General features: G+C 38.6%; 17 protein-coding genes, 1 tRNA gene and 1 pseudogene. 10 read left to right on the top strand and 9 right to left on the bottom strand.

The window, feature by feature from the left end:
* Positions 1-34 precede the first annotated feature (34 nt).
* Genes FTU02_RS11245 through epmB form a run of 3 tightly spaced genes read right to left on the bottom strand, consistent with a single transcriptional unit; the run spans position 35 to position 4,922 of the window.
* A complete protein-coding gene (locus FTU02_RS11245) occupies positions 35-2,164 on the bottom strand; it encodes an EAL domain-containing protein (RefSeq protein WP_180157177.1) in 2,130 nt (709 codons plus the stop codon).
* Positions 2,146-3,891, bottom strand: a complete 1,746-nt coding sequence (locus FTU02_RS11240) for a GTPase (protein WP_180157176.1) — start codon at positions 3,889-3,891, stop codon at positions 2,146-2,148. The genes FTU02_RS11245 and FTU02_RS11240 overlap by 19 nt, the downstream gene beginning before the upstream one ends.
* A gap of 14 nt (positions 3,892-3,905) precedes the next feature.
* Entirely contained in the window at positions 3,906-4,922 is a 1,017-nt protein-coding gene (gene epmB, locus FTU02_RS11235; RefSeq protein ID WP_180152722.1) for an EF-P beta-lysylation protein EpmB, read from the bottom strand.
* A 389-nt stretch (positions 4,923-5,311) separates the two neighbouring features.
* On the opposite strand from epmB, the gene efp reads away from it, so the two are divergent.
* The 8 genes from efp (at position 5,312) to FTU02_RS11195 (ending at position 13,906) form a co-directional block, all read left to right on the top strand.
* Positions 5,312-5,881 (top strand): elongation factor P, encoded by a 570-nt coding sequence (gene efp, locus FTU02_RS11230; protein WP_067762759.1) that lies wholly within the window; start codon positions 5,312-5,314, stop codon positions 5,879-5,881.
* 194 nt (positions 5,882-6,075) lie between these two features.
* On the top strand, positions 6,076-8,178 hold the full coding sequence (locus FTU02_RS11225; RefSeq protein WP_078191829.1) for a carbon starvation CstA family protein: 2,103 nt from the start codon (positions 6,076-6,078) through the stop codon (positions 8,176-8,178).
* Positions 8,179-8,191: 13 nt separating this feature from the next.
* Positions 8,192-8,494 (top strand): YbdD/YjiX family protein, encoded by a 303-nt coding sequence (locus FTU02_RS11220; protein ID WP_078190160.1) that lies wholly within the window; start codon positions 8,192-8,194, stop codon positions 8,492-8,494.
* Positions 8,495-8,723: 229 nt separating this feature from the next.
* On the top strand, positions 8,724-9,680 hold the full coding sequence (locus FTU02_RS11215) for a MoxR family ATPase (protein ID WP_180157175.1): 957 nt from the start codon (positions 8,724-8,726) through the stop codon (positions 9,678-9,680).
* 12 nt (positions 9,681-9,692) lie between these two features.
* Positions 9,693-10,598 carry a DUF58 domain-containing protein gene (locus tag FTU02_RS11210; protein WP_180157173.1) on the top strand — a complete coding sequence of 302 codons (906 nt, stop codon included), beginning with the start codon at positions 9,693-9,695 and terminating at the stop codon, positions 10,596-10,598.
* A gap of 3 nt (positions 10,599-10,601) precedes the next feature.
* Complete coding sequence (locus tag FTU02_RS11205) at positions 10,602-12,614, top strand: DUF3488 and transglutaminase-like domain-containing protein (RefSeq protein WP_180157171.1); 2,013 nt, start codon at positions 10,602-10,604, stop codon at positions 12,612-12,614.
* 32 nt (positions 12,615-12,646) lie between these two features.
* Positions 12,647-12,723, top strand: a tRNA-Val gene (locus FTU02_RS11200).
* 217 nt (positions 12,724-12,940) lie between these two features.
* On the top strand, positions 12,941-13,906 hold the full coding sequence (locus tag FTU02_RS11195) for a DUF3644 domain-containing protein (RefSeq protein ID WP_078191825.1): 966 nt from the start codon (positions 12,941-12,943) through the stop codon (positions 13,904-13,906).
* Between the two features lie 429 nt (positions 13,907-14,335).
* Here the strand turns inward: FTU02_RS11195 and FTU02_RS11190 are convergent, their stop codons facing one another.
* From FTU02_RS11190 to FTU02_RS11165, 6 genes are all read right to left on the bottom strand, one after another.
* A complete protein-coding gene (locus FTU02_RS11190; protein WP_078191824.1) occupies positions 14,336-14,629 on the bottom strand; it encodes a hypothetical protein in 294 nt (97 codons plus the stop codon).
* Between the two features lie 115 nt (positions 14,630-14,744).
* Positions 14,745-15,767, bottom strand: a complete 1,023-nt coding sequence (locus FTU02_RS11185) for a fimbrial protein (RefSeq protein WP_180084783.1) — start codon at positions 15,765-15,767, stop codon at positions 14,745-14,747.
* Positions 15,764-18,343, bottom strand: a complete 2,580-nt coding sequence (locus FTU02_RS11180) for a fimbria/pilus outer membrane usher protein (RefSeq protein WP_180157169.1) — start codon at positions 18,341-18,343, stop codon at positions 15,764-15,766. The genes FTU02_RS11185 and FTU02_RS11180 overlap by 4 nt, the downstream gene beginning before the upstream one ends.
* Positions 18,344-18,408: 65 nt before the next feature.
* Positions 18,409-19,140: a molecular chaperone gene (locus tag FTU02_RS11175; RefSeq protein WP_078188631.1), complete on the bottom strand. Its 732-nt coding sequence runs from the start codon at positions 19,138-19,140 to the stop codon at positions 18,409-18,411.
* A gap of 75 nt (positions 19,141-19,215) precedes the next feature.
* Positions 19,216-19,749, bottom strand: a complete 534-nt coding sequence (locus FTU02_RS11170) for a fimbrial protein (RefSeq protein WP_180157167.1) — start codon at positions 19,747-19,749, stop codon at positions 19,216-19,218.
* A 644-nt stretch (positions 19,750-20,393) separates the two neighbouring features.
* Positions 20,394-20,822 carry an OsmC family protein gene (locus tag FTU02_RS11165; protein ID WP_078191820.1) on the bottom strand — a complete coding sequence of 143 codons (429 nt, stop codon included), beginning with the start codon at positions 20,820-20,822 and terminating at the stop codon, positions 20,394-20,396.
* A 147-nt stretch (positions 20,823-20,969) separates the two neighbouring features.
* On the opposite strand from FTU02_RS11165, the gene crp reads away from it, so the two are divergent.
* Positions 20,970-21,680, top strand: a complete 711-nt coding sequence (gene crp, locus FTU02_RS11160; protein ID WP_078188629.1) for a cAMP-activated global transcriptional regulator CRP — start codon at positions 20,970-20,972, stop codon at positions 21,678-21,680.
* A 203-nt stretch (positions 21,681-21,883) separates the two neighbouring features.
* Positions 21,884-22,933: pseudogene (locus FTU02_RS11155) on the top strand (NADP(H)-dependent aldo-keto reductase).
* The last annotated feature ends 283 nt before the right edge of the window (positions 22,934-23,216 follow it).

Here is a 23,216-nt window from a genome sequence, read left to right as displayed (position 1 = left end):
AAAGATAAACCTTAAATCGGCAATGTTCAGAACCTTATTGGTCCTGAACATCGATGAGATGGTCGAGTTTCTTCTGAAAATAATCACCTTGAATAAAACGAGCTTCTACATTCCAAGCATTGGCAAACAGTGTCATGTCATTTAATTCACGTAGCATGATTTCAACAGTTTTGATTTCATGATAAGTGGTAATTTTTTCTTGCAGCTCTTGGCATGACTTGTCGTTTGCAAGCATTTGGGTCAAACTTGAATCTAGTGTTAAGCAGTGAACATCCATTTGACGTAATAATGATTCACTAAACATCGAATGACCAAAATTACGTAAAGCCAGTTCGGCACCATTTTTACGAAGTTCAACAAATGCTTTTTGAGCGGCATCAATATTGAGCTGAATGTCTTCTTCTGCAAATTGTAAAATCAGTGGATTCTTCAATTTACTACGAATAATCGTAATGAGTTTTGAAATAAACTCAGGGAAGGTGCGGTCGTTATATAGCACTTCCTTGTTCAGGTTAACGATTAATTTAGCTTCAGGGAACTGAGTGATGAAGTTGTGTAGCTGTTTACACGATTCAACCAAGATCCAACGATCCAATTTAATGGAAAGCTCAGAGTCTTCAGCCAACTCACGTAGTTGGGCGATATCTTTCCATTTATTTTCAAAAATAAAGCCGCTGGTTACTTCATAAGTATAAAGATGAGAATCTTCTTTATCATACAGTTGCTGATATTTAAGATGAATTTCACCGCGTTCTAAGCAGTTGCGAAGGGCCTTGATAACAGGAGCTTCATCACTAACGACAATCGGCGCAATTTGTGCTTCTGGTGTACCGAAATTCAAACTTGGTATGTCAATTTCTAATGGAATAGTTAAATCGATTTCAGGTGCTTGTTGGTTGGTTGGTAGCGCAGTATTAAAGGCTTTCGCAATAAAGGTATCAAAATGTGCTTCATCACGAATATCGCTGTCTAAAACACTGTATCCTATGCGTAAATTTAATGGATAAGTTTCATTGTTTACACTGAGTAATTGAGGTTTGCTCAGGGTGTTAAGACCAATCAACTTAGACTCAAGTTTGAGCTGATTATCCGCTTGGAATAAGGCAACGATTGCACCATTATCTAAACTAAATAATGGAGCATGAGTCTGATCTTTCAAGAAGTCTTTAATATTGGTGAAATAGCTCTTATAAGTATTCCAATCTTTTTGAAAAATCGCATCAGAACAAGAAGCCAATGTAAATAGAACTAATGCATTTACATTAGCAGGTTGCTGGCCAATGGTGCGGTTGAGTTGTTGAAATACTTTTGGTTTTTGTGGGCTAGCTTCAACTGGAGCGTTGCTTACAGCATTGCTGCTTTGACTGCCAATTTCAATTGCGAGCTGTAAAGCATCTTCTTCAGCCGCGGCAATAAATTCGAGTTTTAGTGGGTTTTGCCCAGCCACTGCGATATTTTGCGAAACAAGATCAAAACGTCCTAAATCGAGCTGTCCTTGGCTGATTTTTTTAAAGCGTTGCTTAAAGTCGTTGAGGTCAGTAGGTTGTAATAGATCGAGTAAAGGCAGACCAATTACATCATCTTCATTTTTTAGACCAAACAAAGTGAGATATTCAGCATTGGCTTGAATATGAATGCCTTCTTGAATCACGGCAACCGCTTTACGACTATCTTCAACTAAAGACTGGGTTTGGATTTGAGCTGTTTCGAGCTCTTCCATTAAATGTTGCTGCGATTGTTGTAGGCGACTAAAGGATAAAGCACGGATTAAACCAAAATAGAAACTCTCAGGTTCAGCAATATCGACAATGTCATAAATCCCTTTTTTGACTAAACTTGCATATTGTTTAGCTTGATAGTCTTCGGGTTTAAGTAAAATAATCGGTAAATTCGGTTGGCTCGATAGTTGAACTAAACTCAAAGCTTGTTCATATTTTAAATCATAAGCACGTCCAAAAATGATCAAGTCCCAATTGAGATTCAGCTGTTTTTCGAAATTTTGTAAATCATCAAGTAATATGGCATGAACTTGATGTTCGCTGTCTGTCAATAAATCACGTATCTGGTTAAAACGTATTTGATTATCATCAATAATGAGTAATCGAGTTTCCGTACGTTTTAGTTTTTTGGATAGTAATGGATTTCTCACTTTAATGCTTCCCATAAGTCGTTATTTTTGATCTCATTGCTCTGTTTCGCAATATAGTCTTTAACGACATTTTCTTGCTCTTCATTCAATAATTCATATTCAAAGCGAATAAAGCTTTGCGTCACCAACTGCGCTTTGGTGAGATAGACTTTGATGTCTTCTTTGCCTAAGCGAAGGTGGATCGTTTGTTTCTCTCGGAAGAGATTTGCCCCAGGTAAAATTAAGGTCGTAGACACTTGATCAAGTTGTGTGGTCTGTACCAATAAAGCAGGTTGATGATTTGTTGTATTGCGGTCGGTACGGATATGGGCTGAACATGGATACAAATCTTGAGCCAGTACTTCGAGACCCAATTCCAAACTTTTTTCTGTCGATTGTTTGATCCAGCGAACAACACCGCCACGCCATTGGCTTTGAGCATTTTCTTGGATCAAAATAAATTCGCCGGTTTTTAAATTAGCAGGGGTAGGGCCAGTCCATTTAATGCGATAACCATTCACACTAATATCTAATACGTCAGCGGTATGAATCTGTTTTGCTTCACGATCTAGCGCTTTCGCATTAGTCATGCCTGTTGGCATATTTGAATCAGGCGAATTGACAAAAGAGGCTTCATTGTGGAATTGATAATTGCCTTCTAAATCTAAAGTTTCGTGGAAGTTTTTACCTTTAGAGAGATAGAAATGCGCCACCATTAAGCTAAAGCAAATATTAATTTGCGCAGAATATTCATAACGCTCATGACGACGTTCAGTGTTGTTGGTCAAAATATTATGAATATGGAAATATAGCGCTGGAGTTAAAAATAACTTTTCATTTTTAGATAAATAATTGGCATTTCTAGTTTGCGTTTCGGTCAAATGATCGAGCAAGTTTTGCGTTGAAATGTATACATTGGCTTGATAAGACCGATCTTGTTTTGAGTTATAAATCGGTGGGTGATCTTTTTTCGTGTCTACAACATAGCGTGAAAGCGTGGTTTCTTTCGGTAGGATTTGAACCAATTTTGCCCAGTCAAAGCTACATAAATACAAACCTTGGATTTCAGCAGGGCGAATCTGATGATTATTGAAAATATCTAATAAGATTAATTGTGCATAAGCTTGAGCAATATTTGCAATTTGATGTTGAGTACCCAGTAACTGATTGACATTACTTTGATAGAAATTGTGTTCAATGGCACATTCAATCAGTTGATGTGCCGCAATCCATTGACCTGCAGTCGGTGTGGCATACAACATATGTTGTTGATACAACAACAGTGTCAGTTGTTGCAACGCATAGTAGATTGATGCAATTCGAGCGGTTTGTAAGCTTTTTTTATGGCCGAATGAAAAAATCGAAAACTTTTGTTGATTAAGCTGCTGATTACATCGTTTGGCAATATCAATATAGATTTTGGCAAAGTGACTGCGTAAAAGCATCGCCAATTCAATGATTTGGTCATTACGATCCGTGGTAATGAGGCTTTGATTGGTAAAGTGTTTTTCTAAGCTTGTGAGCACACTTTCCATAGTCGGATGTAAAATTTGAACCAAATCAAAACGTAACATCTCTTGGCATTTCAGCTCGGAGATTTCAAGTAAGGCATTGAATAAAGCTTTAGATGAGGTACCCAATTGTAAAATTGAAATACCGTTTAACCACTCTTGCAGACCTTTAGCATTGGTCGGACAAAAGCTTAATTTATCCAGCTTTAATTCAGTCGGATTGTAAAACGTATCTGAAGTATGCGTGGTCATCTTTATTATTTAACTCAAAAAGTTGAAGCCCCAAAAAGCGGTGTCTTGTTTTTTTCGCCCGCAATTTCCCGTACAAGTTTAGGAACCAAATAACCAGGTAGGTTCTCTAAAACTTTTTTATAAATTAAATCAATATCCTGAGCTGGTGTATCAAAATGATGAGCACCTTTTACTTTATCCAGAACATGCAAATAATATGGCATTACACCTGCGTCGAATAAGCGGTAACTCAAATCGACCAATACTTCTGCAGAATCATTAACCCCTTTTAATAAGACTGCTTGGTTCAGCACGGTGATTCCTTGTTTGACAAGCTGTTGAAGCTGGCTGCACGTGAAGTCATCTAGCTCTGATGGATGATTTGAGTGTACCACTAGAATAATGCGTAGCCTACTGTTTTTTAAAATAGAAACCAGCTCTTCATCGACACGGTTGGGGATTACGATAGGAACTCGTGAATGAATTCTCAAAAATTTAATTTGTGGTAAAGTCGATAAACGTTCAATCCACACTTGAAGTTTACGATTTGATAGTGTGAGCGGGTCTCCACCACTTAAAATCACTTCATTAATATCGGGTTGTTGTTCAATATATTCTTTAATGTTTGGCCAATCGTCATTTTTAGGCAGGTTTTCTTGGTATGGAAAATGACGGCGGAAACAATAACGGCAATGGACCGCGCAGGCACCGGTTAAAGTCAGTAAAAAACGAGACTTGTACTTATGTAATACCCCTGGCTGTTGGTTAGCCTGCTCTTCACCTAATGGGTCGGTAACAAAACCGGCGTGCTCTTCAAGTTCCAAATGATGCGGTAGGACTTGGAGTAAAAGCGGATCGAGCGGATTACCTTTTTGCATTTTTTCGACAAAAGCGCGCGGCACGCGTAGGCGAAACTCATCTGCTGCGAACTGAGCACCCGATAATAACTGATCATGCGAAAGTTCTAATACATCGAGTAATTCTTGAGGATTTGTAATCAAATCACTCAATTGAGTTTGCCAGTTTTGCTCTTGAAATAAATAGTTTATCATGCCGATTGTTTAAAAAATGCAGAAAGGTGAGTGGGGGAATATTGCTGAAATTAATGCGTCGAACTTTGAAGTGTAAGCTGAAATAATTCCGAAAAAGCTTACACCTGATGAAGCCTACGAAACATTTATTAAGTTTCAGTAAACAGCAATTTTACCTGTTTGTGGGCATTGTATAAACAAAGTTCTTTAATGTCTGAGTGTAAGTTAAGCAGCTTGACCCCTTTAATGGGGATTTTTTCGTTGCGACATGGTGCATTGGTCATTTAGAATACGCAATATCACATTAATGTGCATGTGGCAGCCAATGTTACAGTCAGTACTTGCTAAATGACATGTTACAGCCCATAGCATCTATAGATTAAAGTTAGTAAGTTTGGAGTGAGCCAGTCATGGCCTATTATTCTACGAATGATTTCAAGTCAGGCCTTAAGGTCATGCTTGACGGTAACCCATGTTCAATCATGGAAAACGAATACGTAAAACCAGGTAAAGGCCAAGCTTTTAACCGCGTAAAATTACGTAACCTTAAAACTGGTAAAGTTTTAGAAAAAACTTTCAAATCTGGTGATTCACTAGAAGCTGCTGACATCCAAGAAGTTGAAATGAACTACTTGTATAACGACGGTGAAATGTGGAACTTCATGGATCCAGAATCTTTCGAACAAATCGCTGCTGATAAAGTTGCTATGGGCGACGCGGCTAAATGGTTGAAAGATGACTCAAATGAACTTTGCACAATCATGCTTTGGAACGGTGTTCCTTTAACTGTGAGCGCGCCCAACTTCGTTGTATTAAAAATCGTTGAAACTGATCCAGGTGTACGTGGTGATACTTCAGGCGGTGGCGGTAAACCGGCTAAGCTTGAAACTGGTGCAGTTGTACGTGTTCCATTATTCGTACAGCAAGAAGAAAGCGTTCGTGTAGACACTCGTACTGGTGACTATTTAGAACGTGCATAATGGTTTAAAAATAGACTATTATCGAAAGGGATGAAGTGATTCATCCCTTTTTTTATACCTATTGGTTTAAATTTTTATTCCAAAGTATTAGATGAAAAAACCTATAACAGGAGTAGAGTTTCAAGGGAAGAAACAGCAGTACCTCGAACAAGAAAAATCAAGCTGATTTATTTCAACATTTATGAGGGATTGAGATGGAAAACATTCAACCGAAGTCAGGAATGGCTTCGAAGATTATCTGGCTGTTTGTAGCCATTCTAGGTGCCGTTTCATTCGGCATACTAGCACTCAGTCGAGGCGAGCATGTCAATGCAGTTTGGCTGATCCTTGCAGCAATCTGTGTGTATAGCATTGCATATCGTTTTTATAGTTTATTTATTGCCAATAAAGTCTTTGAACTGAATGAGCGACGTTTAACGCCTGCTCATCGCTTAGCTGACGGTTTGGATTATGTGCCGACCAATAAAAGTGTTCTATTTGGTCACCACTTTGCCGCGATTGCAGGCGCAGGTCCTTTAGTCGGTCCGATTCTTGCTGCGCAAATGGGTTATTTGCCGGGAACAATTTGGCTCTTAGTGGGTGTCGTTCTTGCGGGTGCGGTTCAAGACTTTTTAGTCTTATTCATCTCGACGCGTCGTGATGGTCGTTCACTCGGTGAAATGGCAAAACAAGAACTTGGCTCATTTGCCGGAATCATCGTGATGCTTGGCGCACTTGGCGTGATGATCATCATTCTAGCGGTGCTGGCATTGGTAGTTGTAAAAGCGTTGACCAACAGTCCGTGGGGTGTTTTCAGTATCGCGGCCACTGTACCGATTGCGATTTTCATGGGTATCTACATGCGCTTTATCCGTCCGGGTAAAATTGCAGAAGTGTCGATCATTGGTTTTGTACTGATGATGGCTGGGATTATCTATGGTGGCGACATTGCACAGCATCCGTACTGGGGGCCATTCTTTACACTTTCAGGTACTGAACTGACTTGGTGGTTGATTGGTTATGGTTTCGTGGCATCAGTATTACCTGTTTGGTTACTGCTTGCACCACGTGATTACCTATCTACCTTCTTGAAAATTGGTGTTATTGCAGGTTTAGCAATCGGGATCATGTTTGCTTTACCTGAGATGAAAATGCCAGCGGTAACGCATTTTATTGATGGTACAGGTCCTGTATTTGCAGGCTCAATGTTCCCATTCTTGTTTATTACCATTGCCTGTGGTGCAATTTCAGGTTTCCATGCGCTCGTTTCTTCAGGAACGACACCGAAACTTGTGAATAATGAAAAAGATATTCGCATGATCGGTTATGGCGGCATGTTGATGGAGTCTTTTGTTGCGATTATGGCTTTGGTCTGTGCAACGATTCTTGAGCCTGGTGTGTATTTTGCGATTAATGCGCCAGCAGCTGTGATTGGTACAACGGTTGAGTCCGCTGCAGAAGCAGTTCGTACATTAGGCTTCGTGGTCACACCTGAAGCATTGACCTTACTTGCACAAGAAGTGGGTGAAAATTCGATTCTGTCTCGTACAGGTGGTGCACCAACATTTGCGATTGGTATGGCGCATATCATTACGGAAATTTTTAATAACCGTTCAATGATGGCGTTCTGGTATCACTTTGCGATTTTATTCGAAGCACTTTTCATTTTAACAGCTGTGGATGCGGGTACACGTGCATGTCGTTTCATGGTGCAAGATACTGTGGGTATCGTGATTCCTGCGGTAAAAAACTCACATAACTTCTTCGGAAATCTGTTAGGTACAGCGGTGGCTGTTGCAGGTTGGGGCTTCTTCGTTTACCAAGGCGTGGTTGATCCACTCGGCGGTATTAATAGCTTATGGCCGCTATTTGGTATTGGTAACCAAATTCTTGCTGCGATGGCATTGATCTTGGGTACAGTGATTTTATTCAAGATGAAAAAACAAAAGTATGTTTGGGTGACAATTATCCCAACATTATTCTTGTTTATTACTTCAATGACCGCTGGTTGGCAGAAGATTTTCCACGAAAATCCAAAGATTGGTTTCTTGGCTCAGGCAGATCGTTTTAATGCAGCCATTGCGAAAAATGAATTGTTGGCACCTGCGAAAACCATGGCTGAAATGCATACGGTGGCATTGTCGAATCAAATCAATGCCGGTCTTTGTGCATTCTTTATGATCGTGGCATTTGTGATGTTATTTGCAGCGATTGGTGTGGTGCGTCGTGCCTTGGCAAATCCAAATCCATCGGTGAACGAAGCAGAAGCAATTTACCGTGACCCAGCTGAAATTAATCCGTCAAATTCAGCACATTAATAGGGGAATATGAATGAACCTGAAGTTTGCAAAAAGTGGAAAAACGGTGATTTATAAAATCATTAAAATGACCATTATGTCGCAGAAGGATTTAATTCTGAACCCGAAAAATTGGTCACGTATTGCGACGTTGTGGCAACGTTTACAGCAAAGTTTCCGCCTGATGGTGGGTGTGCCAGATTACCAAAACTATTTGGAACATATGGCAAAACATCATCCTGATTTGGAAGCGATGGATGCAAAAACATTTTATCGTCACTGTGTAGATGCACGTTATCCATCAGCTGGTGGTGACATGAAGAAGTGTCCTTGCTAATGCAGTGACTCGAGCTAAAAATCTAAGAAAAAAGCGTTCTTCGGGACGCTTTTTTTATTGCTGATTTGTGATCAGTCGAAGCGAAAACAACCCTTTTGTATATTCAATAAATATCAAGAGTATCTATTTAAAGTATGGAACTGGGTATTGCTTGGAGATAAACACTGTATTTTTAAATAAAACCCTGTATGTTAGTCATTCATTTAACTTTTTTATTGGGGAATAAAAGGTGTTTTGGGGATCAGAGAAAAGCCAACAAAATAATACATCGACGCTTTTAAGTGAGCAGAGCCTTGCGCCTTTATACCCGAAAATAAATACTTTCCTCGAACAAATTAACCAAATTATTCTGGATAAAAATCAGCAAACCAAATTGGCTTTAGCTTGTCTATTGGCAGGTGGGCATGTGTTATTTGAAGACTTACCTGGTTTAGGAAAAACGACATTATCTAGCGCCTTGTCACATTTGGCGGGATTAAAGTTTCAACGGATTCAATTTACCAATGACATGCTGGCTAGCGATGTGATAGGGGTAAATATGTTTAATCAAAAAGAACATCATTTTGAGTTTAAATCAGGGCCGATATTTACCCAAATATTATTGGCAGATGAAATCAACCGTTGTAGTCCAAAGACCCAAAGTGCTTTATTGGAAGCGATGGAAGAGGGGTATGTGACGGTTGATGGTATGCGATATGCTTTGCCTCAACCATTTTGGGTGATTGCGACACAAAACCCTTTATTTCAAAGTGGTACTTATGCCTTACCTGAGTCCCAGTTGGACCGGTTTTTAATGCGTTTGTCTTTAGGTTATCCATCGCGTCAGGCAGAGAAATTATTGCTCCAACAAACTTCACGCCATGATCTGATTGCGGCATTAGCACATATCTTTAATGAAGCAGAAATTTTACAACTACAAGGCTTTGTCGAGCAGATACATCTGAGTGATCGTTTAATGGATTACATTTTGGATCTTGCTGCTGAAACACGTAAAGGGAGACATGGTCTCTCTACGCGTGGTGTTTTAGCCTTAAAGAAAGCTGCGCAAGCCTATGCGCTGATTGAGCAGCGAAATTATGTGAATCCTGACGATGTGCAAGCGGTGTTTACAGCGGTAGTGTCTCATCGAATTGGGCTGTCAGATCTTGAAGCCTTTAAGCTTGTAGAACAAGTTTCGATTCAATAAAGGAGTTGAACCTTGGCTTCAATGTGGCAGCAATGGATTGAACGTCGATTTAAAATTGATCAGCACAAGCAGCTGACTCAAAAAGACGTCTTGATCTTTATCTATCAGCAAGGCTACTTGTATTTGGTGTTAATTTTCATCACCTTTATTGCAGGTGTGAATTATGCCAATAACTTGATTTTAGGATTTTGCTTTTTAATTAGCGCCGTATTGTGTATTAGTTTCTATATTACTTTTAAACAGCTTCATGCGTTGCAGATTCAAATAAATGTTGTTGATACCCCGCAAGTAGGTGAATTACTTTCGGTCGATATTTACTTTAAACAAGATGCTGAACAGGCTAGATATTTGTGGATTAAAACTGAAAATCAGCTACATAAATTATTGTTCAATACGCAACAGCATTGCTTTCAATTAAATTTTATAACCAGCCAACGCGGTGTTTTTCAGATTCCACCCATACAACTTTATAGTGTCTATCCCTTTGGTTTAGTGCGGGCCTGGACGTATTTGTACGTACAGCAACCAGCGTGGGTTGCACCTCAAGCCAGTTGGCATTCCGTTGAAAATAAGCAACTACGGCAAAATTTTGAACCTGATCTTGATGAATTTCGCGAATTACGGAGTTTTCAGACGGGGGATTCACTTCATGCGGTGTCTTGGAAACAAGCAGCACGAGGACAAGGCTTATATGTGAAAGTCTTTGAACAATATGAAGATCTAAAGAAATTGGAGATTCATTATCACTATATGCCAGCTCAAAGTCATGAAGAAAAACTTAGCCTTATGATGGGTTTGGTCGAGCAGGCTGAGCAAAATCACGATCAATATGCACTGTATTTACCTAATGCTGAGTTAGCATCAGGCACTGGAGCACTGCATTTTTCCGAAGCTAAACGGTTATTGGCGCAGGCTTGATTTATGATTGAAAATACCATACGCCGCTCCATACTACTCACTTTAGCTTTGGTGCTCATTGCGCAAATGCTTTATATACCAGTGGTGACATCATTAGTATTTTTAGTCATTTGGCTTATTTTATTACACAATACCCGCGCCAGTAAAAAACCATTTTCTAAAATTTTAACCTATGTGCTGACATTGATAGCTTTATTCAGCATTTACATAAGTCATAAAACCTTTATTGGTGTTGATGCAGGGGTTACAGTACTTAGTACATTTTTATTTGCTAAATCTTTAGAAACAAAAACACGTCGTGATGTAATTATTTTATTTAACTTTGCGATGTTTGTGATTGCCAGTAGTTTTTTGTTTAGCCAGTCTTTTGCCATGGCACTGGTTATTTTATTGGCACTGTTGAGCTGTTTTATTGGGTTGTACCGTTTACAGACCGTTGGTTTTAGCCAAAACTCAGGCGGTGAAATACAGGCGATTAAACAAGATATAGGGCATGTGGGTAAATTTATTGGCTTAGCTGTTCCATTTTTTATTTTACTGTTTCTCTTTTTTCCACGCCTGCCGCCGCTATGGCATATTCCTATTCCTGAAAATAAAGCCACAACGGGAATCAGTGACAGCATGTCTCCGGGCGATATTGCTGAGTTATCACAGTCGAGTAGCTTGGCATTTCGTATAATCGGAGATATTCAAGCCTTGCCACCTCGTACAGAGCTGTATTGGCGAGCGATGGCTTTAGATGAATATGATGGTTCTAAATGGACAAGTCATTTTTTTAACCAGAACGTTATACAGCTGAATCCAGACGATTTAAAACCCAAGCGGGCGTTGAATTATCAATATTTGGCTGCCGACCCAACTGTGATGTGGATTATGTCGTTGGAGCAATCCGTTCCCAACGAAGCACGTTTTGCTTTAGGTCAAGATGGTCGAATTACACCCTACCGATTAACAGCACGTACAGAGCCGATTCAACTGAAATGGTTAGGAAGTGCAGAACCGCCACAAATAAAAAATGTAGCTTTACTTGAAAAATTAAACACTCGCTATGTTGAAAACTTGGATGTTCAATCACAGCAATTGGCCCAAACTTTATGGCAGCAAAGTCATCAAAATCCTGAGCGTTATATTGCAGAAGTTTTGCAATGGTATAAACAAAATAGCTTTGCATATACCTTAAACCCAGGCGTATTGGGGCAAAATCGGATAGATGATTTTTTATTTGGATCAAGACAGGGCTTTTGCGAACATTTTGCATCGAGTTTTGCAATGTTGATGCGCTATGTGGGTGTTCCATCGCGTATTGTTGTGGGATATCAAGGTGGTCAATTAGCACCAGATGGAAAAAGTTGGGAAGTTCGTCAACTTGATGCACATGCGTGGACAGAGGTTTATGTCAATCAACATTGGCGTCGTATTGATCCGACGGCCATGATCGCACCGCAGCGTATCGATGGGGGGATGCAGGATTATATGGAACAAGATCGGACAATTTTTGGGAGCCAGGAGTCGACTTGGGCCTATCAACAATTTTCGATGTTGAATAAAGTCCGTGTATGGAGTGATTATGCGAGTTACCAATGGCAGAGTAAAGTGGTGGGTTACAATGCAGAATCACAGCAACAATGGTTTAAAAAGCTCGGGGTAAATTCTGCTTATGCAGGTGGTTTAATTCTTATATTGAGTATTGGTGGAGTTGTTGCAATATATTTTATATGGATTTTGTGGAAAAAAAGAAAAAGCCTAAGCTCTCTGGAAAGAGAAATTGCCAAGTTTGCTAAGAATATACCCTTGAGCCAGCAAAAATTGACTTCTGAAAGTTTTAGGCATTGGTTACAACGTTTGGCTGAAAATGTACCTGAACAGGAAAGGGCGGCATTTGAACAAGTTATTACGTTATTTGAGCAGGAAATTTATGTAGGTACCGCGCTAAGTTCTCATGATATTCAATATTTTAAGGCTTTGCTTAAAACTTGTACGCAAAGTTTAAAAAAGTCAGAAAAGGGCTTGTCATAAAAAATAAAAATGAATATGATTCTACGCATTCTAGGTTTATAGCTCAGTTGGTTAGAGCGCTACGTTGACATCGTAGAGGTCACCAGTTCGAATCTGGTTAAACCTACCAAGATATCAAGGACTTATAAGTAAATCAGATGCTTATAGGTCTTTTTTTATGCCTGTTTCTTACTAAACTTATAACTTAAAATTGGGAAAAACCTCCAAAAACGCCAATTTCCCAAAGAAATGCGTCAAAAAAACGTCAAAATAACAATTTGTTGGATTAGTTTTTGAACTAGTGTTTAAATTAGAAAGATTGAATAATTTTAAATATTTAGAGAGTTATGACAAGATTAAGACAAATAGCCTCTGTAAAAGGGGAATTAGTTAAGAAATCAAGAGAAGCCGCTTTAGCCGCGGTACAAATATTCAATAATCCTAGTATGTCTTTTAAGGCAGAGTCTTACATAGTGTTAATGAATATTGCATGGACTTACTTATTACACGCATATTTCAGAGCCAATAAAATTGAATATCGTTATTTTGATAATGCTAGGGGCAGAAAAAGATTTCATAGAACCAATAAAGGCGCTTATAAATACTGGGAGTTGGAAAGATGCTTAAATTGTACCGAGAATCCAATCGATCAAGATACAGCAAATAACCTTAGGTTCTTAATTGGATTGAGACATGAAATTGAACATCAAATGACTAATAAAATTGATGATCTGCTTAGTGCTAGATTTCAGGCTTGTTGTTTAAATTATAATGAATATCTTAAAGACTTTTTTGGCAGAGAGTTGGGTATAGAAAACCATCTTTCATTTAGTTTGCAATTTTCATCAATTGATACAGAGCAAAAAGAAATGTTAATGGATCAAGATGGGCTACCAAAAAATATTGCTTCTTATATTATGGATTTCGATAAATCTTTAAATGATGATGAGTATGCGAATCCTAGATATGCATATAGGATACTTTTTATTCCTAAAACAGCGAATCGTCGTGGTCAGGCCGATAAAGTGATTGAATTCGTTAAATCAGATTCTCCATTAGCAGTTGGTCTTAATAAAGAGTATGCCGTTATTAAAGAAACAGAAAAGGCAAAGTTTCTACCCAGCCAAGTGGTCTGTAAGATGAAAGAAGAAGGTTTTGATAATTTCACAATGCATAGCCATACTCAGCTTGTTAAAAAATTTGATGCAAAAAACCCAGCAAATGGCTTTGGTACAATGGTTGCTGACAAGCACTGGCATTATTATGAGAAATGGATTCAATTAGTACGAACAGAGTTAAGTGCTAATCTATAATGCGACAAGTAGGCGTCAAATTGATATTAAAATATTGATATAAATCAGTTAAATCTGACTTTGACATCGTAGAGGTCAGCAGTTCGAGTCTGCTCGTATTTATAAGTATATTCAAATTCTTACAATAAAGTAGACGTTTGTAAGCTTTTTACACATTAAATAAATATTAAAATTTATCGTTAGTTCTAATAGAAGGGGATACTGAGTTTAAGTATTTTTTTTGTTAGATAGCCTTAAATACTTATGATATATCTTATTAAATTAATTAAGCCAATTAACATGTCAGAGCACTATAAAATGAAAAAATAAAATTTAAAGTGATTTTTATATATATTATAAAATTGTTAATTATTTTAATTCAAAAGATTGGAATAGATATTGCAAAGCCCAAATCAATTATTCAGACTTTGCGAATTAAATTGAATCTGATCAATGATAATTAATAACCATTACTTTACGGTTTTGATTTTCTGTGTTCTCAATAGAAATATCCGCAGTCTTGGATGTTTGTTTGTTCAATGCAGAATTCGCACTAGAATCTTGTTGAATCTTCAGTTTTATAATTGCCTTATTCAAATCTAAACAAGCCTGTTCTGTCGACTGCTGTGCACAGGTAAATTCTGAAATTGTTCCGTTAAAATTGATTTGCTCAGCATGGCAAAGCGGCCCAACGCCACAAAATACAATTGAACCAATTAAAGTTATATATTTATTTAACTTCATCTCTTTTCCCCATTATTGAGATGTTTAGTTAGATAAATACACGTCTATATTATGAAAAACAAGATTAATTCAGCGTATTCATAAAAAAAAATTATAAATTGTGAGGTGTGTCAAATTAATCATATTCAATTGTGACTGTTGCCATTCCTCGTACTGTTCCAGGTGAAACAGTTGGCTCAGTTTGGTAATAACGTGCCTTCATTGGCACATTATATTGTAATGTCTGGTTAGATGTTAATGTTCCGAGTTCCAGTTTGTCCCCCTTAGAAACCACTTTATTTTGATTCTGGTAATTCCAAAGGATTTGTGTACCTACGCCTTTAGCTTTTGTGCTCGCAGGGGCATCATTATTAATTACTTTATTATTGCTATTTGCTGCTGCATTGTAGTCAAAACTTAAACTAATTTTATTACTTTCTTCGTAACCAGTTGGGTTTTTACCGCCATTGCAGAGAATATTTAAGTCAAATGCTTGCTCACCTTGAGTGGAGCCTACACCTTTGAAATCAGCTTTATTAACGGTAGGCAATTGGACAACCTTATTAATATTGCCTTGAATTTCACATGAAGAAGAGGCAATGGTAATCGCATTACCATAAACTGTACTGGTGAGCAGGGGCTTGTTTGTGTAACCGTTAACATAATAGCTGCTGTATTGACCCGGGACTAATGTGCCAGAACCAGTTGTAGGTGCAGTTTTAACAATCTCGACCACGAAATAGCCGTTAGCTAAGTTGTAAGTAGTATTTCTAGACAAAGCGCGTGAATACGGATAATAGCCTGAAAATCCTGAAGCACCTTCAGCTTCACGATAAAGCCGAATGCCAATACCGGGAATATTGGTATTGTAAATAGAGTTGCCAGATGGACTGAGTGAAAAGCCCTGACTTAACACCGCATGGATTGTAGATGGAGTACCGTTATCACATCGGATGGTAGATCCATTTGAAGATATTGGAAACGTGGCTTTTCTTAATATTGTACCCACCGCATCACTTGGACGAACAACCACACGGCCGACAGACATACTGACGTCTTGCGATCTGAATCCAGATTGTGGTGTACACGCAGCATAAGCTTCAGACAGACCAGCCATTCCAGCGAGCAGCAATAGGGTATTAACAATTTTCATTTTCATTGGCATACACCTTCTGTCGTGATCATGGTGAGATTTTTATCTTCTGCTTGTTTTGTCACATCGTATTGAATGCGGCATTGCTCAGTAGCGTCATCGCCCCATTTGATGGTGACAGTATCTGCTGTTTGGTTGGTACGCAAATAAACCATGCTACCTTGTGCAACCATGCCGACATTTTCACCTTGTGAGCTATATGCTTCAGCTGCAAATGGAAGGGTTTTTCCTTCTGAGGTTAAACCATGAATATAAATGGCTTTACCGGATTTTGTTGCAAAGCTAACTTGTGAAATTGCACCAGCATACGGCGCGATACGTTGGCTGGTTTCTTCTAATTCTACATTGGTCGACATATTTTGTGGATCAAGCGTAATGTCATTTAAACGGTATGGTGTTACATATGGAATAACTGCATAGCCTGATTTATTGATACTTAATCCTGTTGCGTTATTTACTTTAGCACCTGCTGCTTCAGGTGCGTAAACCAAGACCATGGTTTGCCCTTGGTCTGGGCCAAACAGTACACCTTTAGAATGTGCAACTACATTACCGCGTGCAGAAAGCATTGCTTGCTGATACTGATCAGAAACACTGTATGAACCACCCACAGTAGCAAAGTTAGTGCGGTACTGAGCGTTGACGTTCATGCTCGGATTACTACCATAAGTATCTGAAACAGAAGTACCGTAATTGAATCTGTCACCGACCGTACCGCTCATGCCAATAGTTGTGCTGTCTTGTGTGGTAATTGAGTTGAAATTGACTGAATTTTTCTTAAATGTCCAAGGCAAGGACAGCGTCAACATATACTCTGTATCATTGGTGGTGCGCTTAGTTGCTGTATCTTCGACCACACGTTTAATCGCAGATAAGCCATAAGTTAAACTGCTATAAGTATTGCTGTAGCCAATTTGGTATTGGCGAGTTGTTTCCTGACGGTTCCAATAGTCTACCCAAGAGCCAGTGGCATAAACGTTGCCCCATTTGTCTGGCAAGCCTTGGTTTAAAGTAATTTGAAATTCACTTCGCTGCTTACCAACATGACTTGAACTGATACTTTTATCGTCCAAATCTTGGATCATTAAAGCATCGCGCAGTTTATAAAAGTTTTCAGTCGAGTAGCGGTAAGCGGCTAAAGTTAAGTTGGTATTCGTTGGCGTAATAAGTTTACTGTAACTTAAACGGTAACTTTGCCCACTTTCGCTATCACGTTTTTTGAAATCAGCTTGAGAATGGGTCACGTCCAGTGATATTGCACCAACAGGTGTAGCGAAGGCACTGCCCAAGGTCAGAGCAGTATAGTCTTCTGCACTTTGTACACCAGTGAAAGCCGTAATGTAGTTGTGTAAACCCCGCTGATATTTTGCCTGCACAATCCAAGGATCAAGATCAATGTCTTTATCACGGAATTGACCAGCAGTGATCGAATAACGGCTCATGCCCGGGCGCAGCATTTGTACAACAGATGCATAAGGAACGTTAAAACGCTGAATTTCACCGCTAGCTTCCAAGATAGCAACTTCAAGTTCACCGCCAAAACCTGTAGGGTAGAGGTCATTAATTTCAAAGTTGCCCGGCGCTACAGTTGTTTGGTAAATCAGCTGACCTTGCTGGCGTACTTCCACTTTTGCATTGGTTTTTGCATTGCCTCGAATACGCGGTGCATAGCCAATCATGCTGTTTGGCAGCATACGGTCATCACTGGAGATATCTACACCGCGATAACCGAATGAATCGAAAATTTCGCCATCGGTATAGCTGTCACCTAAAGTCAGTACGGCTCTATATTTAGGAAATGCGCGCTGTACATAAGTGCTGACAGCATCATAACTGCTTTGGCTTTCGGATGGATTTTCATTGTTACTTTGGTCGCCATCCTGCCATTGCCATTGTCCGTTATGTCGAAATTGCCAACCTGCAAGATTGGCGCCTGCATTTATAGAGGTAAACGCATTTGTGCGTTCTTGACGGCCTTGCATGCGGTCAAATGTTTTGTAAGCGCTGGCATTGTATGAAAGAAAAGCAGCATTGATTCCACGATCCCATACACTTGGATCTACATAACCTTGCGCATTTTTTTGCATGGCAATTTGTGGAATTGAAATATCAATACGCAGGCGAGAACTGTCATATTCATAATAGGCATCATCAATCCATTGCTCAATTTTTTGACATGGCGCTACATTCGGAAGTGCATCAGCTGTTTTTTTTAAAGCATCAGGCTTTACGCCATATTGAATCAGGCTATTTTCAGAGAAACAGGTAAAGGCATTTTCTTTATTATCTAAGGCTTTAAATACGATACGATGCTTGCCAAACCAGTTTCCATTGACATAGACATCAAGATTATATTCGCCAGGCAAAATTGGATTGCCAAATTTAAAACGCTCAACATCGATTTTTTTTGCGTCGCCAATTAAAAAAGCTGAGTCAAACTCTGCTTCTTCAGCAACAGTTGGCTTTACTTCGGTTTCAGCTGCATGAACAAGAGCAGGCATGCTGAGTGTAATAACGCCGCAAGCAATATAATAGCTGATGTGACGTTTAACCCATTTTAGACTTTGTTGTTTTTTTTGCATGAAACTGTCCGCCTATTCATTGGAAATAGGTGCTTTTAAATGAATTTACTTTTGTTTATTTGAAGCTATTGCACTTTAATTGGTAATTCCACACGTCCACCGTAGTCATTAATACTGGTGAAAACCATTTTTGAAGTATTCGCTGTTTTTAGTGCTACATGGTCTTCAGAAAAAGGTTTAAGCATCAAGCCTTCATTAATTAAGTCAATACGTTTACCTGCATTGTCTTGATTAATTGAGGTCAGCGTAATATGAAATGGTGTCGGATTTTTCACATTTAGCTGATTACCTTGTACAGACCATTGAAGCTTAGATGGCGCAGTGCTTACATCATCTTTCAGCTCACTCGGACGGTAAAAGAACTTGATACGTGAACGGATTGCCAGTTGTAAAAAGTTTTCTGGTACATCATTTACATTTTTTGCAGTCGGTTTTGGTGGAATATCTAAAATATTCAACCAATATAAAGTTTCTTGGGTTTTACTTAAGCTGCTTGCTTTAGGTAAGGCAGAAATACGTAAAGTTTGCCCTTTTTGACTATCTACCCGTGAAATAGGTGGAGTAATCATAAAAGGAGCTTGTGATTGGTCAGGGGTACTTGAAGCATTTCCTTCATCAATCCAAGCCTGTACTAGCGAGGGTTTGTTGCCATTATTACTCACTTGCAAAGTAATTTCACGCGCATCTGAAGGGTAAATGACACGTGTGCCGTGAATAATAATTTCGGCATTTGCAGCAGTAAAGGGGAACAGCCCAGCTAAAAGTGCAGTTTTGAAAAGGGAAGGCTTAAAGCGCATAACTTATTCTCACAAAGGGTATTTAATGAGTGAGCCGATGCAGCGAACTGCATCGGCTCTCAATTGCAATAGCGATTATTGGTAAATAATGGTGTATTGAACAGAAGTTGTTACTTTACCAGCAGTAGAAGCGTCAGTTGCGTAGTATTCTGCATAGTAGTTCAAGTCAGCAGAACCTTGGTCAGCAACGTCAACCCATTGTGAGTTTGTTTGCGCGCCATTAGCACCAGCTGAAAGAACTGGAACGAATAGATTGTTTGAACCTAAAAGTTGTACTTGAACGTTTTTCGCGCCAGCAGCATCTTGGTTGTTTAAGCGGCCTGAAGCAAAATCAACAGTTGCACCTGGTTCAAAATAAGTAGCAACTTTACCTTCTGAACAGTTTGCTAAGTTGATTGTGAACGGAGTACGGCCAGCAACATCACCTGCTTTAGCAAGAGTTTGCTTAGACACAGTAGGTAAAGTTACAGTGAAATCTTTACCTTGAGGGGTAACGATGTCACAAGTTTTATCTGTAACTAAACCATTGATAGTGATAGTGCCATCAGCAGCATTTGCAGCGCTGATACCTAGAATTGTTGTAGCAGCAATTAGAACGATCTTTTTCATTTTACTTTTCCCGAAAAAATAGGCTTTGTTTGTCATTGGTGGTGTACCGCTTTGGTAACAGAAGATTAACCGCTGATTTTAAAAATGTAAACCACGTCACATTAAATTTAAATTATGTGTTTTTATTGTTGAATTAAACTACAGTTGTATAGTTAGTTAATTTATAAATTATTATTATTTAAAATAAATGCTTATGAAGCCTTTTAATAAAAATTAAGAGTTTAATTAAGTGAAAAGTAATTTAAATATTTTTGTAAATTTACAGAGTGAATGGTCAAATCAACAAATTGATGACAGATTTATTAAAGTTTTAATTAATTAAAGTGTTATCGAGAATATGGTTGAATCAAATCTACTTATATGAAAGGTATTAACCGCGATCGTTTCCAATCGTAATTTAGCCTAATATAGACTCATAGGGGGAGAGTCGTAAATTCATCATGAGATGGAATTGGATGTAAATGCATCTATGTGCAAATACATCAATTTGGATATTGATTGTTTAAGTGATTAAGCCAAACTTCTTTGGCTCATATTTCTGCGTTTATGACTATATATAGCAGTGCTTTATATAATGTATGCTATAGCGGATTATTTGAAACAAAAAAGCCGCATTCTATGCGGCTCTTAATTGAACAAATAAATTATGCATCTTCAGTTTCTAAAATTTCGAAGTCATGGGTAATTTCTACACCACCATCCATAAGCATTTTGCTCGCAGAACAGTATTTTTCAGCAGAAAGTTCAACCGCTTTTGCAACTTGCTTTTCCTTCACGCCATGACCAGTGACTACAAAGTGCAAATGAATTTTAGTGAATACAGCAGGAATAGTGTCGGCACGTTCTGCATTTAATTCACAACGAACATCAGTAATGTCTTGGCGTGCTTTCTTTAAAATCGTCACAATATCGAAAGATGCACAACCACCAAGTCCTGTTAAAATCAGTTCCATTGGGCGCGGACCACGGTTTTCACCGCCATATTCTTGTGATCCATCCATCATAACAGTGTGACCACTTTGAGTTTTTGCTTCAAAAGCAACATTCTCTAGCCAATGAACACTAGTTTGCATTGCAAGTCCCTAAAAAAGCTATAAATTTACGCAGTACCTGTACACTAACATAAATTGAGTTGATAAGGAATTTCAACTCTTACGTGTGACAAGTTCACTTTAGGTCTTGTGCGATCTATAAATTATCCATATTCGGAAACTGTTAGCATGACTTCAAACTTTTCACAACTTAGCACAGATGCGCTATCTCCGGGGCAGTTACCTGAGTCGGTGAAGGCATTATTAAAACGTGCATATATTAATCGTTACCCAAAACGTACAACAATCGTTGATGCGGGCTCAGAATCTAAATCTTTGTATTTAATTCTTAAGGGTTCAGTATCTATCATTTTACGCGAAGATGATGAGCGTGAAATTGTGGTTGCGTACTTAAATGCGGGTGACTTTTTTGGGGAAATGGGTCTATTCGAAGCAAATGCACAACGTACTGCAGAAGTGCGTACGCGTGATGTATGTGAAATTGCTGAGATTACCTATGAAAACTTTCATGAATTAAGCAAACAATACCCAGACTTAAGTTATGCGGTATTTGCTCAGCTTGTACGCCGTCTTAAAAATACGACGCGTAAAGTAACCGACCTTGCGTTTATTGACGTATCAGGTCGAATTGCACGTTGCTTAATTGATTTATCTTCACAACCAGAGGCAATGATTTTGCCAAATGGTCGTCAGATTCGTATTACTCGTCAAGAGATTGGTCGTATTGTGGGTTGTTCCCGTGAAATGGTTGGTCGTGTTCTAAAAACACTTGAAGAGCAAGGCATGATCGAAACTGATGGTAAAGCGATTCTAATTTTTGATGCATCGCTTGAAGAGAAAAGCCAATTGGCTTCTGACGATTTCGACGACGAAGAATAATCAGTCTTCCGAATCTAAAAAAAGCAAACTCAGGGGTTTGCTTTTTTTATGTCTATTCTTTTCTCACTATTATAGCGGAAGCAACCTTTCTCACATTTTTTGACAAATAAACAGAAAATTATGATTTAAACAAAGCCGATATCTTATGTAAGCTACTTCGTGACTTATATATTGATATTTAAAATAAAGAGGGAATTTGCGGCATGCAATTTAAACCATTGGCACATACAGGCATATTAGTTCCAGAAATTTGTTTAGGCACCATGACGTTTGGTGAACAAAACACCCAAGCAGAAGCTTTCGAGCAACTGGATTATGCTTTAGAGCGTGGTCTTAACTTTTGAGATACTGCAGAAATGTATCCTGTCCCGCCGAAACCTGAAACCCAAGGTTCGACTGAAACTATTATAGGTAACTGGATTGCAGCTCGCGGTGGCCGCGATAAAATAATCTTAGCTTCAAAAATTGCAGGACCGTCACAAGGCGGTAGTCATATTCGTGACGGGCAAACTAAATTTATTGCTTCGGAAATTGAGTCTGCACTGGATCATTCTCTTCAGCGCTTACAAACAGATTATCTTGACTTATACCAGTTGCATTGGCCGCAACGTCCAACCAACTTTTTCGGTAAATTGGGTTATGGCAATGCCGAAGCAAACAGTACGCAAACTATTACCAATTTAGAAGAAACATTAGTTGCTTTAAGTCATGAGGTGAAAAAAGGTCGAATTCGCTCAATTGGACTATCTAATGAAACGCCATGGGGAACGTTGAAATTCCTACAACTTGCAGAAAAGCATGGTTTAGAAAAAATTGTCAGTGTGCAAAATCCATATAGTTTATTGAACCGTACTTATGAAATCGGTTTATCTGAAATTGCACACTACGAAGGCGTGGGCTTATTGGCATATTCACCTTTAGCATTTGGTTATCTAACAGGTAAATTTCGCCATGGTGCGCGTCCTGCCAATGCTCGAGTGACACTATTTTCACGCTTCAGCCGCTATTCAAATGCGGAGAGTGAATGGGCAACAGAACAATATGCACAATTGGCTGAACAGCATGGTTTAACGTTGACACAGTTAGCACTAGCATTTATTAAGCAGCAATTTTTTGTCACCAGTACAATTATTGGTGCGACAAATCTAGATCAGTTGAAAGAAAATATTGATGCTTTTGAGGTGAATTTATCAGAAGACATTTTAAAAGGGATTGAAGCTATTCATCGCCAACAGCCAAATCCTGCACCTTAAGCTGAACTTTTTAGTGGATTAAGCAAAAGCCTGCATGTAAATGTGGGCTTTTTTGACATTTACGTGATATAAGCTAGTGGAAAATCATTGAATTTTATTGTCAGAAAGTCAGTTGAATTGACAAGAAAATTGCCTATAAATACATGTGTATTTAAATAACATAATAAAGTACTAAATTCTTCAATAAATGACTTGAAAAGTATTCTATTTATACCAATATTATAATTGAGATTTATCTATATCTTAAAATTAACTCATTGAAAAATATTTAAAAAATGTATTT

Source organism: Acinetobacter sp. YH12045 (assembly GCF_013419925.1).
GTDB classification, from domain to species: Bacteria; Pseudomonadota; Gammaproteobacteria; order Pseudomonadales; family Moraxellaceae; genus Acinetobacter; species Acinetobacter amyesii.
Note: the sequence above shows the minus strand (reverse complement) of the source record. Positions and strands in the feature narration are given on the sequence as shown.